The sequence below is a fragment of the Shewanella waksmanii genome, assembly GCF_043643685.1.
Lineage (GTDB): Bacteria > Pseudomonadota > Gammaproteobacteria > Enterobacterales > Shewanellaceae > Shewanella > Shewanella waksmanii_A.
Genome location: NZ_JBHZSN010000019.1, coordinates 1 through 18,623, shown reverse-complemented (window position 1 = coordinate 18,623; position 18,623 = coordinate 1). Strand labels below are relative to the sequence as shown.

8 protein-coding genes and 4 tRNA genes are annotated in these 18,623 nt (G+C 44.8%); 4 read left to right on the top strand and 8 right to left on the bottom strand.

Annotation, left to right across the window (positions count from 1 at the left end):
* Window positions 1-15: 15 nt before the first annotated feature.
* Window positions 16-2,658: a bifunctional diguanylate cyclase/phosphodiesterase gene (locus tag ACHUFW_RS20320; protein ID WP_394205712.1), complete on the bottom strand. Its 2,643-nt coding sequence runs from the start codon at window positions 2,656-2,658 to the stop codon at window positions 16-18.
* A 217-nt stretch (window positions 2,659-2,875) separates the two neighbouring features.
* Between ACHUFW_RS20320 and ACHUFW_RS20315 the strand changes: the two genes are divergently transcribed.
* From ACHUFW_RS20315 to ACHUFW_RS20300, 4 genes are all read left to right on the top strand, one after another.
* A tRNA-Arg gene (locus ACHUFW_RS20315) sits at window positions 2,876-2,952 on the top strand.
* 39 nt (window positions 2,953-2,991) lie between these two features.
* A tRNA-His gene (locus tag ACHUFW_RS20310) sits at window positions 2,992-3,067 on the top strand.
* 12 nt (window positions 3,068-3,079) lie between these two features.
* Window positions 3,080-3,156 (top strand) — tRNA-Pro (locus tag ACHUFW_RS20305).
* A gap of 47 nt (window positions 3,157-3,203) precedes the next feature.
* Window positions 3,204-3,280 (top strand) — tRNA-Pro (locus ACHUFW_RS20300).
* Window positions 3,281-3,456: 176 nt separating this feature from the next.
* Here the strand turns inward: ACHUFW_RS20300 and ACHUFW_RS20295 are convergent.
* The 7 genes from ACHUFW_RS20295 to ACHUFW_RS20265 form a co-directional block, all read right to left on the bottom strand.
* Complete coding sequence (locus ACHUFW_RS20295; RefSeq protein ID WP_394205711.1) at window positions 3,457-5,379, bottom strand: bifunctional diguanylate cyclase/phosphodiesterase; 1,923 nt, start codon at window positions 5,377-5,379, stop codon at window positions 3,457-3,459.
* A gap of 7 nt (window positions 5,380-5,386) precedes the next feature.
* Complete coding sequence (locus tag ACHUFW_RS20290) at window positions 5,387-6,094, bottom strand: transglutaminase-like cysteine peptidase (RefSeq protein WP_394205710.1); 708 nt, start codon at window positions 6,092-6,094, stop codon at window positions 5,387-5,389.
* Window positions 6,095-6,112: 18 nt separating this feature from the next.
* A complete protein-coding gene (locus ACHUFW_RS20285) occupies window positions 6,113-6,721 on the bottom strand; it encodes an OmpA family protein (protein WP_394205709.1) in 609 nt (202 codons plus the stop codon).
* Entirely contained in the window at window positions 6,718-8,133 is a 1,416-nt protein-coding gene (locus ACHUFW_RS20280) for a TolC family outer membrane protein (RefSeq protein WP_394205708.1), read from the bottom strand. Before ACHUFW_RS20280 ends, ACHUFW_RS20285 begins: the two co-directional genes overlap by 4 nt.
* 29 nt (window positions 8,134-8,162) lie before the next feature.
* Entirely contained in the window at window positions 8,163-9,545 is a 1,383-nt protein-coding gene (locus ACHUFW_RS20275; protein WP_394205707.1) for an HlyD family type I secretion periplasmic adaptor subunit, read from the bottom strand.
* Window positions 9,538-11,718 carry a type I secretion system permease/ATPase gene (locus ACHUFW_RS20270; protein ID WP_394205706.1) on the bottom strand — a complete coding sequence of 727 codons (2,181 nt, stop codon included), beginning with the start codon at window positions 11,716-11,718 and terminating at the stop codon, window positions 9,538-9,540. The genes ACHUFW_RS20275 and ACHUFW_RS20270 overlap by 8 nt, the downstream gene beginning before the upstream one ends.
* Window positions 11,719-11,852: 134 nt before the next feature.
* Window positions 11,853-18,590 carry a type I secretion C-terminal target domain-containing protein gene (locus ACHUFW_RS20265; RefSeq protein ID WP_394205705.1) on the bottom strand — a complete coding sequence of 2,246 codons (6,738 nt, stop codon included), beginning with the start codon at window positions 18,588-18,590 and terminating at the stop codon, window positions 11,853-11,855.
* Window positions 18,591-18,623: the final 33 nt, after the last annotated feature.

The window sequence follows — 18,623 nt, the reverse complement described above, 5'->3', positions numbered from 1 at the left end:
GTTAATGCTCTTGAGTCAGGCGCAGATGACTTGTGAGAATTTTTTTTTATCTAAGGTGTTGATATTGAATGCTTGTCCCAATGCTGGGCCTTGGCCTTCTTTAACACCTAAGTTTATTAGCTGCTGTTTTTGTAACTCATTACCGACACCTTCAACGAACAAGGTTAGCTCAAGGGCCTGAGCACTGAGGTTGTGGGCTTTTAGCAGGCGTTGATGTTGTTCATGCTCTAGGTGAGAGATATAACTGGAGTCAAGTTTGAGGCCTTTGAGCGGCAAGAAGGTGAGGCTGCTTAATGCGCTATGGGCGGTGCCATAGGCACATAAGCCCAAATTCATATTCAGCTTCTTTAACAGATCAAATGCATTGATATGGTTTTCGGTATCAAGCACAAACTCTTTTTCATCGAAAAATAACCAGATATTTTCAGCCTTAAACAAGCATTGCTTAAGGCGATTTTTGAGCTTTCTGACAGCATGCTTGTGTTTGAGGTGCTGGCTAGCAATGGTTAAGTGCAGGCCAGTATTGGCAAGTGGACTGTCTTGTAGTTGCGGATATTCTTTATTGAGCTGTTCCAGCAGGTACAAATCAAGCTCTTTGGTCAGGTTACAGTGTTCAGCAATATTGTTGAGTTGAGCTTGCTTAATTTTGCCAAGTTGTGGATGTAGCCAGTATAACGTCGGTTCGATGGCAATGATATTTTCGCTAGCGAGATCCATCACTGGAAAATACTGAATCGCCAGTTTGTTCTCCGCTATCGCTTGGCGTAATTCAATCTCTAATTCGACATCTTTAATCAACTGGGTGTGAGACTGCTCATCAAAAATGACATAACAGCCTTTGCCTTTGGATTTAGCTTGATACATGGCAGCATCAGCATCACGCAGCAATGACTCGCTGGTATCGGTTTTTTGCTTACCGCTAAAGGCGATACCAATACTGGCGCCAGAGGTGAAGCTTTGGTCGCCTATTTCGTAGGGTGACGACAAATTAGTTAATACGCGTTCTGCCACCTCTTTAGCATCGTCGATTTCGTTAATGCTATCGAGCAAAATGACAAATTCATCGCCACCAATTCGACCTAAAGTGTCGTTATCTCGAATACACAACTGCAAGCGTTTGGCGGTTTCAATTAAGAAGCGGTCGCCTTGCAGGTGGCCTAAGGTATCGTTAATCAGTTTAAAGCGGTCTAAATCGATAAACAGCAGCGCAAATCGGTCTAGCCCATGGCGTCTCACATGTTTGATGGCCTGATTGAGGCGTTCCATAAACATGGCCCGGTTAGGCAGCCCGGTTAGGGTGTCGTGACTGGCATCATGCACCAGTTGTTGCTCTACCTTGCAACGTTGCGCTATCTCTTTCTCCAAATCTTGATTGAGCATTGCTAACGCTTGCGTGCGTTGGGTGACTTTATCCTCTAACTCTTCGTAGCTGCGTCTTAAGGACTCTGCCGATAATTTACGCTCAATGGCAGCAGCTATGTGCTGAGAAACAAAAGTCAGTAGTTCTACGTCTTTAGCTTGATAGTTTTGAGACATGCTAAAGCTGTAGATGGTCAGCGCTCCCCGAACAACCCCTTGAATAAACAGTGGTACGCCTATCCATTGATGGATGGTTTCGGTTTTGTTTAAGAATGGCGCTTCAGCATAAAGCTCATTGGCTTCAATCAGTGCTTTTATGTCTTTGCTGTCTAACAGCATAGGACGCTTATTCTTGAGAATATATTCAGTAAGTCCGTCAGAAAGTGGCCGCTTATCCGGCGGCGTTGCACTGAGCTGTGAGACGTAAAACGGGAAGTCGATATAGCGTCCGCTATCATCGATTAAGGCGATATAACAGTTATTGGCGGGCAATAAATGGCTAATCACTCGATGAAGCTCAGAATAAAAGTCGTCAACCTTAAGCCGAGTATTGGACAGGTTGGCAATTTCAAATAAAGATTTTTGCAAGCGCTCAGCTCGACGTCTTTCAAAGACTTCTTGCTTTAATTTATCGTAGGCGACACTCAGCTCTTTGGTGCGGTGTTCAATGGCTTGCTCTAATTGCTGTTGATGCTGTATCCGCTCATAAACGCCAGCAATGTGCTGACTAATAAAAATCATTAGCTCGACTTCTATTTCGCCATAGCTAATGTCTTCATGGTAGCTTTGTACGACTAATACCCCAGCGGTATCATGACCATTAAAAATGGGGACGCCTAACCATTGGTGACATGCCGTTCCGCGACTCATAATCTGTTGGTCGATAACCAGCTGGTTAAATTTGCGTTCATCACACAGTAATGGTTGTCCAGTTTTTAGGACGTAGCCGGTCAGTCCGCTATAGAGTGTGCGAGACATATCTTCATCTGGGTAGATAAGACTGGGATGAGAGTCTTTTTCGTCGATAAAGAAAGGTAGTTCGATACGCTGAGTCTGCGGGTTGACTATCGCAACAAAAAAGTTATCGGCAGGCAGAAGCTTGCTCAATGTATCATGGATACCGGAGTAGAACTGCTCGGTCGAATTGACCTTAGCTGCTAGGTTCGATATCTCTAATAGAGCATTCTGGGTAATCTCTGCACGCTTGTACTTAAGAGCAAGTGTTTTTAAACGTGCAATCCTTTTGTGTAATCGCTCAACTTCGACCACGGAAATTGAGTGTTTGTCATCCCTAAACATGGTTCCGCCAATCGCTATAATTATTTATTAGATTAGGATTTGGGGTTAATAGGTATAAATAGCATGAAAAAAAATCAGATCCAAGTCATTATTTTGACTGTTTGACGATTATATTTAGAACAATTAGCTAAAACTTGAGCAAATGAGCAAAAAAAGTTAGCTTAGCTATAGACGCGCCGCAAATTTATCCCTACTATATGCGGCGCTAACAAGGCAGGCACCCATAGCTCAGCTGGATAGAGCGCACCCCTCCGGAGGGTGAGGCCGAGGGTTCGAATCCTTCTGGGTGCACCAGATTGGAAAGAAGCAAGTTAGCAAGAAAAGTCATCAGTGGTGATTGTAGCTCAGTTGGTAGAGCCCCGGATTGTGATTCCGGTTGTCGTGGGTTCAAGTCCCATCAGTCACCCCACTTTTCCCCGTTCGGTGATTAGCGCAGCCCGGTAGCGCATCTGGTTTGGGACCAGAGGGTCAGAGGTTCGAATCCTCTATCACCGACCACTTATTTTATGATAGTGACATAAATGATGTCGGTATCATCCCAATTTCGGTGATTAGCGCAGCCCGGTAGCGCATCTGGTTTGGGACCAGAGGGTCAGAGGTTCGAATCCTCTATCACCGACCACTTCTTAAAGATAGTGATGAAAAAGCCCTTCGAGTTATCGAAGGGCTTTTTTTGTGTCTTAAGCATTATTAAAAAGGCTTTTATGCCGATTGGTATTATTTAGCTCGAAGCTCGCTTTGGTCATCTAAGCAAGCTGGGCGCCGTTATGAGTAGAAGCTCAGCTGCCCAGCTATGTTTTATAGCTCAACTTTTTCTGGTGGGGAAATAAAGCCCATATAGGCATCTGTTTTCAGCGGCTCGAATCGCTGCAACTGCTGCTCTTCTTGGATACCAGTGACGATAATTTGAATATCTAAGCCCCTGGCGACATTAACCAATGCACGACATAGTTCACTGCTGTGCTGGCTTTCATCGTAGTAAGCAAAAGATTGATCCAGTTTAACGTAAGTGGGTCTAAGTGACTGTAAGTAGGCCATAGAGCCAAACTGACGGCCAAAGTGGTCAATACCAAAATGGGCGCCGCTGTCACGGATAATTGCACATAAGGCTTCACATGCATCTGGGTCGCTATAAATGCCTGCTTCAGGAATATCAAAACAGATTCGCTCAGCCAGCGGTGTTGTCCGTAAAAACTGCTTAAGCCAGTCATGAAAACTCAAATCGCTTAGGCTTTGGAAGGTTAAATTAATCGCAATGGGCTCGTAGTTGCGATCAAGTAGGTGTTTTTCATGGACGGTCTCAATCAGGCTTCTATCTAACATAGAGCCAAGTGATAGCAGTTCGACATAGGGCATAAATTGCCCCGCATGGATCAGTTTATCGCCCACGGTGATTTGGCAATACAGTTCTCGCTGCACGATGCCGCGATTGCCATTAAACTGTACAGGTTGTGATTTAAATTGGAACTGTTTGCTAGAAATCGCTTTGCCGAGGTGCTCGCGCCATTGCTCTCGGGTAAACAGCTGTTTTTCATTGGTTTCAAACCAATGAAATACTTTGTTTTCCTGAATGGCTTTTTGCTGGGCGTTATCGGTTTGTGCCAAAATATCTGAGACTGTCATCTGCCCAAGACGTTCTGCAAGACCAATTGCAAAGTTCTCATTGGGTTTGCAGCCCGCTTTCGACATCTCTTGGTTGATGGTGCGGATCAGGCTTTGCAAATACTTACTGGTTTGTTCATGTTCTGCACTGGGTAATAGAAATGCAAATTCGTAAGCGGCTATGCGAGCTATCACCGAAGGTGCGACATTCTCTAAGTGCTGCGTCATCTTTTCTGATAATAGCCGGATTGTTTCATCGCGGACTTGGTAACCGTATTTGCTGTGTACCTCTTCAAGCCAATCAAACTTGGCCAATAGCAAGGCACCGTTTGAGGGTTCACTTAGCCAGCTATTGATTTGTCCCATCATATATTGTCTATTTGGCAGCCCGGAGACTTGGTCGACTAAGTTCTTCTTACGTAACTCAGTAACCTCCTCATCTAATGAGCTAAATACCTGCTTAAGCTGTTGTGACATGCTATTGAAGGCAGTCACAACCGATTTGAGCTCGGAGGTTTTTGGTATCTCTAGTTCTGGACCAAATTTACGCTGCGCGATCTCTTTAGCGTGTTCGGCGATATCATGTAGTGGTTTGAGTATCCATGATAGGCCGATGCGGGCAAGCATGATGGCTAATAGGAATAAGATTGAGAACACAATAATGGCGTTACTGATGGTTCGCCATAACTCATGATAGCCAAAGCCCGGGTGGGCGGTGATTTCTAAATGCGCGAGCTGTATCCAGCCTGACGTGATAACACTTTCTTTTTTGATGGTTTTAAAAAAGCCTAAGTCGATAAACCATTGAGGCACGCCTTCAATTTCGACTGGGTTTTGCCAAACCTGCTGTTTACCATCTACTAACCAAGTCAGTTTGACTTGTTGGTAATAGCCCCCTTCAAAAATGACATTGATTAATGTTTCCGCTCCAACAATATCGCCAGCCTCCAAGTCTGGAACCAGCATAATGCCGAGACTGTGGCTTGTGTTGTTTAAGTCAGACTCCATCTGTTTAGTTAGAAAGTTTTGGGTTTCGGTAAATTGCACATAACCTAGACTGGCAACTACCACCAAAAACAAACCAAACAACAGCGAGTATATTTGTCGAAACAGGGTCATTTCCTAACTACTCCAATCTTAATTTAGGCATGCGTAAACGCTCTACACCTAGCCTATCTTTGAGTTCGTTCCATTTGGCAAGTCGTGTTGATGAACCTGCTAGAACCCCTCGTCCTTTTTCTTTGTTAAGCCATAACTGTCTACCGTTAAAGCTATACACTGGAATCAAGTCAGTGCGCTGTGTTGCCGGCTTAATTTTGCGATCTAAATTATCTAATACCAATGGGATGGAGCCTGGCGTCTCGTAGTAGGCCAGCACCATATGGTATTGATTGACACTGGTGGCTTTTACCATGGTGATGCGCAATTTGTCCTCAGGAACACCTAGCTGCAACAAGGTAAAATATTTAGCAATAGAAAAGTCTTCGCAATCGCCACCGTTTACGCCGATAAATTCCATGGGGGTTGCCCAGTAATTGGCTTCACCCCAAAGTTTTATGTCATCGACAAAACGAAATAAGTTAAAAAAATTATTTACCTTAGTGACTTTGTCCAATTCACTAAGATGTTGTGCTTCTTCTAGTACATTGAACCAGGCATTGACTCGCTTGCCAGCACGTTCACCGTAACGTGCTTCTAATGTCGCGGTGATGTGGCTGGCATCGAGATCTTGTGTCGGAGAGGCATAGAGGCATGACATACCCAAAGTCAGTGCCACTATGCTAAGTTGGCAAACTTTTTTTGACTGGCTATAGAAGCTAGGTCTAGTTTTCATGCTCTCCGACTATTTTCATCATTTAACTTCTTCATCCACGGTATAAATATGCCACTTCATATCAGCTGAAGTATCTTCACCTGTGACCTCAGCAATAACACGACGATTACGTTTATGTGCCATTGGGGTGTGGGTTGGATCAACTGGTCTATCGTAGCTATAGCCGATTGCAGTCAGTCTATCTGAAGCGATATCAAATCGCTCTGATAAGGCTGCAATTACAGCATTAGCCCTATTTTGAGACAGTGCTAAGTTGTGCTCGTATGATCCCGTTTTACTACAATGGCCTTCAATGGTCACCTTAGTATTAGGGTACTGGCGCATAAACACTGCAATTTGCTCGACTTGGTCATAGTATTGATCATCAATAAAATAAGAGTCATTAGCGAAAAGTATTTTCAGCTCATGACGTTCATTAATTGGCGCGACTTTGCCGCAGCCGTAATTATCAATGGTCGCACCTAAAACCGTATCATTACAGCGTTCACGTGCCACAATCACACCATCGCGATCATTGTCATTCAAGTCGTTAACTTGAGTTGTCGATTGGTCCATGGTGACAATGTCACGCATAGAACAGCCACCGATAATCGTCATACCAATGAATAAAGTGATTAATGTCTTCATTGTGGAACTCCTCCCTCATAATTACGCTCGCCAGCCCATACATCAGGAGCAGTAACACGCAAAGACTCAAGTAGGCGTCCAGTGGCATTTAAGATTCTGTATTCTGCGATTATTTCATCATATTCCGCTTCAAGATAATCTTTACGCGCTTCAAATAACTCATTTTCTGTATCGAGCAAATCAAGCAAGGTACGTTGTCCTAGGTTGAATTGCTGGCTATAGGCAACTTGAGTATCTTTAGCGGCTATAACATGGTCACGGATATAGGCTTTTTGAGGAGACAATAGCTCATAGGCATTCCAGGCAAGGTTAACGCCTTCAACAACTTGACGATAAGCGCGTTGACGAATTTCTTTCGCTTCGCCCACTTTATAAGCGGCTTCTTTCTCTCTGGCTAAATCTTTACCGCCAGCAAATAAGTTATATTTAAGCCTGACCATTGCCACAAGATCATTACTGTGGCCACCAACATTTTGTGAGGCAAATTGCGAATAACCATCTTCACCATCAAGGTTATTATTCCAGTTGCCATCAAGCTCTAATGTTACCGTTGGGTAGTAATTAGATTGTGCCGAAGAACGCTCGTTTTCCGCTGCCATAATATCGCTAGAAGCCGACTTTAAAATTGGGTGATTGTCTTGGGCTAGGTTGACACTACTGGTTAAATCAGCGGGTAACATATCATCATCGGGCACAGGCACGATGAGATCTTCGGGTTGTTGCTCAACGATACGAACAAACTGGGCTTTAGCATCATAGAAATTGTTTTTGGCTGAAATAAGGTTGGCATTAGCACGGGCTAAACGACCTGTAATTTGCGACAGATCTGCAACAGAGCCTAATCCTGAATCGGTGCGTTGCTTAATTTGATCATAAATCTCTTTATGACTATTGAGGTTTTTCTCAGCCAGCTTTAACACTTGTTCAGTGCGAATGTAATTTACATAAACTTTAGCTACATCAAGCGCCATGTCTTCAGCGGCGGCAAATAGTGCCCATTGCTCAGCACTGGCCTCAAAACTATAGCGGTCCACTTCGCTGGAGGTATAAAAGCCGTCAAATAGCATCTGTTTGATGCTAAAACCCGCTTCGCCCCGCTCTAATTCAATGACACCATCTTCATCCACATCGCCCTGGCCAGCTTTGCGTCGTGTTGATGGGCTATTGGTTTGCTCCCAGCCATAACCCGCAGAAATATCTACGGTTGGCATATAACCCGCAATGGCTTGATTGACTTGCTCTTCACGGGCTTTAAAGCGATTAAACGCAATACGAATTTCTGGGTTTGTATCCAGTGTATGGGCAACGGCTTGCTCGAGTGTTTGGCTTGAGGCTGTCGTTGGTATCATTAATGCACTTATCGCCAGCGCAATGGCACTTCCTTTTAGTTGTTGAACAGTTTTCATGTTCATGGTTAACCCCCCTGGTTAGATCCGTGAGTTTAGCGCTCACGAAGAGCCGTATCTTTGGCTCTTAAAATTGGATTAAGTATGTACTCCAGAACAGATCTCTGCCCAGTGATCACGTCTACCGAGGTTAACATCCCCGGTATAATTGGCATCTGGGTTCCATCGTCTTTCGTCAAACTTGATAATTCAGTTCTAACCCTTACAAGATAGAAACTGTTTCCCTCTTCGTCCTGTGTTGTATCGGCACTAATGTGCTCCACAACGCCGTTTAAACCCCCATAACGGGTGAAATCATAAGCCGTAACTTTGACAACGGCGGGTAAGCCAGGATGTAAAAAAGCAATATCTTTAGGTATGATTTTAGTTTCAATTAGCAGCTGGTCTTCTGAAGGCACAATTTCAATAATATCAACACCTGGTTGCACGACGCCGCCAAGTGTATTGATATGAACTGTTTTAATTGTGCCATTAACAGGCGACACTATTTCAGCTTTGCTAACCTTATCTTGTGCTCCTACTTGAGCTTCGTTCATTCTAGACAGTCTAGTTTGCATATCGTTGAGTTGCGTACGAGCATCGGCAGCAAATACAAATACTGCTTCACGACGCTTTAATATCGCTTCATCTTGAGATGCTTTAACTTTCGGCCTAAGTAGGCGCAAAGTGGCAAGTTCTCCTCTTATATCATTAACGGTTCTTTCTAGCTTGAGTAACTCAACTTCCGGCACGATTCCTTTCTCCGCCAATGGGCGGGTCAATTCAAGTTCTCGTGACACAAGTTGAAAACTGGTCGTCAACGTACTTATTTTAGACGCTAATTCTTGGGTTTCCTGTTGACGTTGTTGGATCTGCCTCGCCAAAATCTCAAGTTGGTTGCTGAGATTATCGAGTCGTCCTGTATATTCTTCCGACTGACGACGGGTGAGGTCCGGTTGTTCTTGTATTAATGCGCTTGGAAATTGCAAAGGAATTTTGGCGATTTTGACTTGCTGGCGCCAATCCGCAGCCATATCAGAAATGGTAATGCTATTGAGTTCAGCCCTTAGGCGAATAACATTGGCTTGTAGGCTGTCGACTTCTTGCTCTTGCTGCGCAAAGTCTGAGCGGAAGCGAGTATCATCAATCCTGACTAGCGGCTGACCTTTGGTAACAACCATACCTTCTTGCACATAAAGCTCTTGCATAATACCGCCATCCAAACTTTGAATGACTTGTACTTGAGAAGAGGGGATGACTTTGCCCATGCCTGTTGTGACTTGATCTAACTCAGCAAAATAGGCCCACAGTGTAAAACACACGGCGAGGGCAAATAGCGCCCAAATAATAAGTCGGTGACTGGTAGGTGCATCGGTCATCATGGCGCCGTAGACATCATCAACCATATCTAAATCTTTAGTGGTTAGATGCTTACTCATGGCTCTTACCTCCCGCGATAAGGCCTTTGGATAGTTTATCTAATACCTCGGCTTTGGGACCATCAGCCACCAGGTGGCCTCGGTCGAGCACAATAATCCGGTCAACCAGATTTAACAGATGCATCTTATGGGTGATAAGCAGCAAAGTACGATCTTTGCTGACATTCTTCATTGCATGGATAAATTGTTTTTCAGCGCGTGCATCTAAACTGGCTGTCGGTTCATCCATCAATAATACTGGTGGATCATTTAACGTTGCCCGTGCTAAGGCTACTGTTTGCCTTTGGCCACGGGATAGTGACTGGCCGCCTTCACCCACTTGGGTATCGAGCCCTTCAGTTTCAATATCGGTAAATTGATATACGCCAGATAGCTGTACAGCACGTATAAGTTGGTGCTCAGTAACTTGGCGTGTGCCAAATAAAATGTTGTCTCTAATCGAGCCATGAAATAGGGTGATGTCTTGAGGTAAGTAACCAAAGTTACGTCTGAGATCTGTGGGGTGGATTTGCGCTGAGTCTAAGCCGTCGTAACGCAGGCTGCCTTTTGCTGGCTGGAATAATCCCACTAGTAATTTTGCCAGGGTACTCTTCCCTGAGCCGTTGCGACCAATAATTGCGACGCGCTCACCGGGCTCAATTTTTATACTCATTGGATGCAGTACAGGTTTTTCGCTGCCAGGGTAATTAAAACTGATGTGGTCAGCATTAATCTGACCTTTCAAGCGCTGTTTACTGACGAGGTGGCCTTTATTTTCAAACTCATCCTCTTCGGTCATGATCTGATCGAGTTGTCTAAGGGCGCTTGCGGTGTGATTACCTCGCGTCATGAGTCCTGCTAACTGCGCCATAGGTGAAATAGCGCGGCTAGATAAAATCACCGCAGCGATAATGCCACCCATGGAGATCTCATTGTCGGCAACACGGTAGACGCCCAGTATCACCACAAAAATAACCGAGAGCTGTACGGTAAAGTTAGCGATGTTATTGACCGATGTAGACAGCTTTTTCGATTTTAATTGCCAATTTGCGGTGTGGCCTATCATCTGTTGCCAGCTTTTTTGTACAAGTCCTTCAGCGCCACTGGATTTGATAGATTCAAGTGATGCTAAGGACTCAATCAGATGGCCATGTTTTAAGCTGGCGTATTTATTACTCTCTTCAATGGCGGCCTTTAAGCGAGGCTGCACAGCTAACGTATAGCCGATGATTATGATACTGCCAACTAACGGTATTAAAGCTAAATCGCCAGCAACTACGTAGATCACCAACATGAAGAATGCGGCGAAAGGTAAATCCACTAACGTGGTGATAGTTGCTGAGGTAAGGATTTCGCGAATGCTATCGAACTCGCCCAATTGCCTGGCCATGCCTCCGACACTGGGTGAGCGTTTGGCTAGCGGAATACCGATGGCTTTGGCAAAAAGTCGCGATGAGACAATGATGTCGACTTTTTTACCTGCGACATCAATAAGGTAAGCGCGAAGCTGGCGCATGATAAGGTCAAATATATAGGCAATACCGGCGCCAATAGCTAATACCCATAATGAATCGAAGGCTAAGTTGGGCACCACTTTGTCATACACATTCATGATGAACAATGGTGATACAAGTGCAAATAAATTAACCAGTACTGATGCAATCAGTGCATCACGATAAATTGGAGCAGAATCCTTTAGGGTTTGTAATAACCAATGGCTCTGGTTGTCATATTGGTGAACATCAAAACCCATATCACCGCGATATTGCTGTTTGACCAGAAACAGGTAGCCGACATACAAAGCTTCGAGTTCCTCTAACGATAGCACCTCTTCTCCGCCGGTTTCTGGTAGTTGTATGACGGCGCGATCGTTATCAACATCAAGTTCCCGCAGTAGACAGGCTTTCTGGTCTTTAAGTAGCAAAATGCAGGGGAGGAAAATCCCCGAAATTTGGTTAAGCCCTTTACGGGTTAATTTGGCAGTTAAGCCCGCGCGCGCAGCGGCTTGGGGGACAAGTTCTGGTGAAAGTATGGTTCCAGACAATGGTAAACCTGCTGCAAGAGATTCACTCGAACAGGGGGTTCCAAAAAATTCAGTCAAAAGTACTAGACTGTCTAACAAGGGATCAACTGTGACACGTTGTGATGCAGCAATGGTCCATTGTTCAGTTTTTTGAGACGCTGACGCGGTCATCTGAAAAACTTATCCTTAAGATTTTATTGTATATTTGTAACTAAATTATTAATCATAATGGCCTGTATTGCTACAGTTTATAATGATTAATAATGGCCTGTAGTAATACAGGCCATCGGTCAATAGCATATTTTCTACGGGATCATATGCTGAATGTTTTCATCATTATTGGTTCCACTTGGGTTATTTTCAGTCGCAGAAAACGCTTGTTGGGCATTATTTGCTGCAATGCCATCGACAATCAGTGGCCCGTCACCATTAGTGCCCAGTAGGCCGTTGATGATAGCGGCGTCACTGCTACCGTAAGCGGTTTCCAAGTTCACACCATCGAGCACAATTTCCTGATCAATATTGCCATCGTTGTTAGCATCAATCTTGATTGTGGTGGTATTACCGATTGTTTCAAAACTCAGATAATCCGCAAGATTACCCGCATTTTCACCTTGGAGTAGGTCACTTAAGTCGAGCTTATCGTGACTTAAATCAAAGTCGGTAATATGGTCTTCACCGGTATCGCCTTGATGCCATACAAAGGTATCGCTATCGGTGTCGGCAGCGTTCAGACTACCACCTGTTAGGGTGTCATCACCGAGACCACCAATAATAGTATCAGCGCCATCACCACCGATGAGGGTATCGCCGGCACCTTGACCAAATAGCATGTCATTACCGTCGCCGCCCGACAGCGTATCTGCACCGTCATCTGTGCGAGAAATATCAAACATACTTGGGTTAGCAATCACGAAGTCGTGGACTTCTTTAACTGATAGTGAGTCAGGAGCAACACTGAGTTGCAGTGCCACATATTTTTGCAACGCGGCGTAGCCTTGACCATCGATACCATCAGCTGAGAACTCGACTAAATCGCCAAAGATGATGTCGTTGCCATCGCCGCCATCGACAGTGTCATCACCTTGAATCAATGATTGCTCCGAACCAAGGATAATAGCTGCTAAATTAGAGGCGTCGATATTGCCGATTGCATTACCATCTGAGTCATAGGGGTTGAGATCATCAAGATCAATACCGCTTAACCCCAGTGCTTCAACTTCAGACAGGTGACTGAGCACCTCAAATGCCGCTAGCGCTTCAGCAGTAGAACCAGAGTTACTGCTAATGTAGGATACAAAGTAATCGCCGTTGTCATCAGTACGTAGCGTGCCGACTTGATAACTTTCCCATGTGTTGCCATCTTTATACCAATAGTTGATATTGCCATATTCATCAATGATAGTGTGGTTGTCGTACGTTAACTTTTGACCCGGTTGGTAGCCTGCTATTAGCTCATCCAAATAGACGTTATTACCTTGACCTGGTCCGTTATAAACCATGACTTCATCAAGCTCTTTGTCAACAGTGTGGTTATTTGGCTTACCATCTGTAATAAAGTAAGTCAGGTTAGTTCCATCATTGGTTGATGCAGAACCATTGTTAAACCAATCGATGGCCGTTTCAAAGGCTGACTCATAGTTAGTTCGACCACCGCTGCTCATGGTGTCGAGGATATCGCCCAGCAGCGTTAGTGCATTACTGTCTGCAAGGTTCACCGCAACATTGGCTTTGGTACCGCTATCAAAGTCGATAAGCAGAATATTCACCACGCCAGATGCATTTTGACCCACACTGGCTTTTAACGCAGTAAATACGTCTTCTAACTGTTCTTTGGCTGCGTTAACTCGGCTACTACCCATACTGCCTGAGGTATCGACGATAAAGGCGATGTTGTAGTTCTCACCTTGGACAATTTGAATACCCGTTGTGTCACCCACGATGAGGTCGTTCTCGTCGCTACCGTTGATAATGTTGTCACCATCTGTGCCATCTTCGTATTGATAGGCACGAGTGGAGACTTCAACCCCTGTCGTAGTTGTGGCTGAATGACCGTTGCTATCTTCAGTGCTGGTGACACTGACATTCATAGTAAACTCTTGGGTACCTGTATAATCATCAGGTACTTGTAGCTTAAGCCCGACGAGTTCTGCTTGGGTTAATGTCCAAGTGTTGCTTGCAACATCATAACTGCCAGCCGTGAGATAGAGCCCTGCTGGGATGTCGGTGATGGTGATAACCGACAGCGACTCACTACCGTCGATATCGTTTAATCCCACAGAAATATCCAACTGAATCTCTTTGATCTGCACTTGAGTAATCGTGCCATCAGGATTGACTTGATAAACACCATCTGCAAATACCAGACGTTCTATTTCATACAAGTGGTCGCCAGCATCTAAATCATTGGTATTGACCGAGCTTGCATCTATGTTACGACTATCATTAATTAACAGGTACGGTGTCACTGCATGATCATAATGATTGGTGATGGTGTAGTCTGCAAAGTTACCGGAATAAAATGCTGTATCGATACCAGAGCCGCCAAACATTGAATCGTTTTGGCCGCCACCAATAAAGATATCGTTGCCCGCGCCGCCAATTAGGTTATCTGCAAGATTACCACCGATAAGAATATCGTTGCCGCTACCACCTTGAAGCATAGAGGCTTGGTTTGCATCAGCAATTTCAATAAAGTTGTTATCGCTAGAGCCACTTTCTGAGACAACTTGTCCAGATATCACGTTATCGACATCGATGCCAAAGACATTGTCACCAGCTTGTACATTACCAGGAACAGTAGTGTCAATTGGTGCCTTGTCTATCCAAACTAAATCACCAGCAGATGCGTTTAGAATTGGGCTATCAGCTCTAGCGTCGACATTAATTGTCATTGAAGATTGATTACTGTCAGTACTGCCATCCGTTGCCACATAATCGAAGCTTGCTAACGCATCGCCACGATTACCAAGGCCACCTTGGGTACCGTCAGCTTGATCTTCCATTGGCATAAAGCGTACATGCCCATCATCAAACATCGCTGAGGTTAACAGCATGCCTACGGTTACTGCTTCCCAAGTAGAGCCGTTGTAATACTGTAAAGTACCATTTTGGGCATTAGGTAGATTAACCGCTTTAATGGATAGGTTTGCTTTAGCGGTATCGCTATCGGTGACATTAAAGTCACTCCATTGCAATATCAGTGCAGTATCCTCAATACCATCTGTTGTTGCGTTAGTGGTAACGGGTGCCACATCGACTTTTGGTGTCACTGAGAAGTGACCAAGGCTGTTATCACCATCGCCATCGGTTGCGACAACATTAAAGTCAATTTGACCATCAGATGGCGCTGACATGGCTTGATATTGGAAGAACTCCCATTGACCCGTTGCTGGGGTAAATTCGACTTTGAAGATCAAATCACCCGCAGCGGTTTCACCTAGCAGCGTATTGTCTGATTGGGTGATAATAATTGCTTCGCCACTTGCCGTGGTCAATGCATCCTCATCACTACCGGTAAAGGCTAACGAGCCAAAGCCATCAGCCCCCCACTCAACATCGACAGAACCTGATGCGTAACCGATTGCTTGATCGGTAATACCCAAGAACTCAATAGAAGTGATGGTGAAATCACTATTATCAGAGTCATTATTGACGCCATTATCAGTGGCACGAATAACGAGTTGATCAAAGCCGCCTTCTAATACTTCAAATAAGGCTGCATAGTCGCCGTCTGCAGCATCAGAGCTAAATGTTTGGCTGGCGATTAGTTGACCATCACGATAGAAATCAACCACACCGACTTCTAACTCACCGCCAAACATGGCGGCAAATTCCATCTTGATACCATAGGCCACGGTACCTGGATCTAACGTGATAATAATTTCTTCTGAGGCTGAGGTGCCGTCGGCAAACTCTCTATAATCAACTTCATTAGAGAGTTTGTGATAGGGTGATGCGACACTTTTCACCCCAATACCACTGCTACTTCTATTGACCTCTGCATCAACTAAGGTTGAATCAGTGGCAGAAGTAAAGCCTCTAGCGGTTACGGTAAAGCCATCAAAATCAAGCGAGTTATGGTTACTGCTCGAGCCAGTAAAGGAGAATTCACCGATAAGCGTATCAGGGATGTCATCGGCGCTTACTTCAACAGGTGCCGCGTTGGTAACTTCTGGCGCGTCATCTTCAACCGTGACTGTGAAGCTGCTCGATGTGGTACCACCATTGCCATCGCTGACATCTACGCCAATAGTGATTGGTAAATCATCCTCTTGTGTTGTGTCAGAGTGATCAATTGGCGCGAGTAAATCGACGGTGTAAGTCCATACATCAGGATTCGCATTGGTTGGTGCATTGAGCAATACCGTCATGATAGCGACATAATCGCTTTCACCTAGTGTACCAATATAACCTGTGAGCGTTTGGGTGTTGGCATCCCAACTCCACTGAAGCTCAACGCCACCCGAGTACACGCCACTTGGGCCTGATAAAGCAACGCTTAATGCATCGCCATCAACGTCGGTAATAGTGATAGACCCGGTTGCCTGAACATCATCAGTGGTGTCACTGTCTCCAACATTATCAATAAGGCCATCGGTAAGCCCTTCTTCTGACAACGTTAGATTAGTCGCATTGTTCGCTTCGGGATTTTCATTAATGTTGTTAAGTACAACGCTTACCGTTGCGGTATCGGTTAAGTTGTCGCTGTCGGTTACTAAGACATTAAAGGTAAATGAACCTAAATCAGCATCATCGATATCTTTGTTGAGTGTAATGACCCCAGAATCTGGGTCGATGGTGAACACTCCCCAAGTCAGTGAACCATCAGCAAAGCTATAACTTAAGGTGTCGGTATCATTTAGGTCAACGGCAGAGATGGTGCCGACAATAGTACCTGCTAGCGCTCCTTCATCAATGCTACCGAAATCATAAACATCATCATTTATGACACTGCCGTCGGAGGTGGTGTCGACATCTGAAATAAATTCAGGTGCATAATTATGATCTTCGACATTAACAGTGATACTTGAGCTTGCTGTTGAGCCTGCAGAATCAACCGCGATAACCTCTAAGCCTGTAATAACTAAGTTATCGGTATTAATATTGTGTGGGAAGTCTTCTAGCAATTCGACAATGACATTGATACTGCCAGCTTCTCCACTTTCGATACGACTCCAATCTAAGGTTATGCTGATTGCTTCACGACCTTGAACTGTACCGATCAATTGACCTTGGTCATTGAGATTCCAGAAGATATTAGCGTTAATACCTTCAACTTCAATATTGCTGGTATCGCCAAATTGGAATGCGGTTAATGACTCGCTGCCAGCCCTAAAGCCCATAACCTGCAAGTCATCTTCAGTACCATTGTTAAGCAGGTCTGATTCGCTAACTGTTGAGGTTACATTAGCTTGCAATGCAGTTGGGCCGTTAGGTGTTGTACCTGGTGCATTGAGGTCAATGTCTATTTGCCCTGTGCTGCTATCGCCATCACCATCGGTAATTGTAATCGCAAAATCTAGTGATACATCAGTTGTTTCACTAATGATATTTTCAGCAGTGGTGCCACTAAATTGGAAGCGATCATCAGCAGGTGTCGACAAGCTACTGGTTGAAATTTCAATATAGCTGATTGCGCCAAGGTTACTGATAACTTCACCGCTTAAGACGTCACCTTCTCCGAGTAAATTACCGTTTGCATCATAGGCTTTAAAGTGAACGTAATTGGCTCCATCAAAATTGATAGCGGCTGTTGCGACATCATTTGTGTAATCAATGACGAGTGTTTCACCTTGATCCACCCACGCATTGCCGACACCGAAGCCGCCTGTGTTACCATTGACGGTCGATGCAACGTTGCCAACGCTAGATGTCAGTGTGAACACCATATCATTGCTTGGATCAACATCGTTAATATCGGTATCAATGTCATAACCTGTGCCATTATCTGACACATACACAGCAGCAGAGTTACCGCCTTGACCACCACTTAAATCAGCTACAGTGATGGTTTCAAGTTTATCTATTGACTGAGCTAGATCCAATTGATAGCTATCATTCTCCGGATCCGCTGTGAGAGTGAAAATCAAACTTTGGTTCGGGTTGCTAGCATCATAGGCACTTGGTGTTGCACTCGTATCTGAATAAGCGATTAGCACGCCAGGGTTTGCTGGATCGACAAAGTAGAATACGGTGAGGCCATTTGCTGTGATACCTGAATTAGCAAAGGTGACCAGAGGTGAATTTGGATCATTGGGGTCATTCGGGTTATTCGGATCGTTCCAACCAGAGACATTAGCAGTCAAATCAGCAGAGTAATTTTGGTCTGCACCGTCAGTGACTAGCGAACCAGTATAGCTTCCTATTTCGTTTAATTCGCTCATCTGACTAGCAGTAAAGGCGACACCATCATCTTCTACAGTTACTGTAAAGCTACTTGAAGTGGTACCACCATTACCATCGTCGACATTGACGCCTATGGTGATTGGTAAGTCGTCTTCTTCAGTTCCATCAGGATGATCAATTGGCGCGAGTAAATCGACAGTGTAAGTCCATACATCAGGATTTGCATTGGTTGGTGCACTAAGCAATACGGTCATAACAGCGACATAATCGCTTTCACCTGGTGTGCCGATGTAACCAGTGAGTGTTTGGGTGTTGGCATCCCAACTCCATTGGAGCTCAGTTCCTCCCGAGTAAATGCCGGCAGTTCCTGTTAGTTCAACTGTTAGCGGGTTACTATCTGAGTCTGTAATGGTGATTGACCCCGATGCTTGAACACTATCAGTTGTGTCAATATCTCCTGTTGTATCAACTAATCCGCTAACCAAGCCTTCTTCCGATACTCGTACGTTGTCAGATTCAACAATACTAGGATCATCATTAACTGGATTAACACTAAAGGTCACGGTTGCATCATCGCTGTCGGTGCCATCACTTAAGGTGTAAGTGAAGCTTGGATCTGTCTGCGTAGGATCGCTGCCATCGTGGGTGTACTCAAAGGTGCCGTCGGCTTTGATGCGCACGGTGCCGTTAGCCACGGTAAGGGTCTGACTCCAGCCATCTTGACCGAA

Bases quoted from the DNA above. Each gene is read 5' to 3' on its own strand.
- ACHUFW_RS20290 (WP_394205710.1), bottom strand. From the start codon at position 6,094: ATGAAAACTAGACCTAGCTTCTATAGCCAGTCAAAAAAAGTTTGCCAA.
- ACHUFW_RS20285 (WP_394205709.1), bottom strand. From the start codon at position 6,721: ATGAAGACATTAATCACTTTATTCATTGGTATGACGATTATCGGTGGC.
- ACHUFW_RS20295 (WP_394205711.1), bottom strand. From the start codon at position 5,379: ATGACCCTGTTTCGACAAATATACTCGCTGTTGTTTGGTTTGTTTTTG.
- ACHUFW_RS20320 (WP_394205712.1), bottom strand. From the start codon at position 2,658: ATGTTTAGGGATGACAAACACTCAATTTCCGTGGTCGAAGTTGAGCGA.
- ACHUFW_RS20280 (WP_394205708.1), bottom strand. From the start codon at position 8,133: ATGAACATGAAAACTGTTCAACAACTAAAAGGAAGTGCCATTGCGCTG.
- ACHUFW_RS20270 (WP_394205706.1), bottom strand. From the start codon at position 11,718: ATGACCGCGTCAGCGTCTCAAAAAACTGAACAATGGACCATTGCTGCA.
- ACHUFW_RS20275 (WP_394205707.1), bottom strand. From the start codon at position 9,545: ATGAGTAAGCATCTAACCACTAAAGATTTAGATATGGTTGATGATGTC.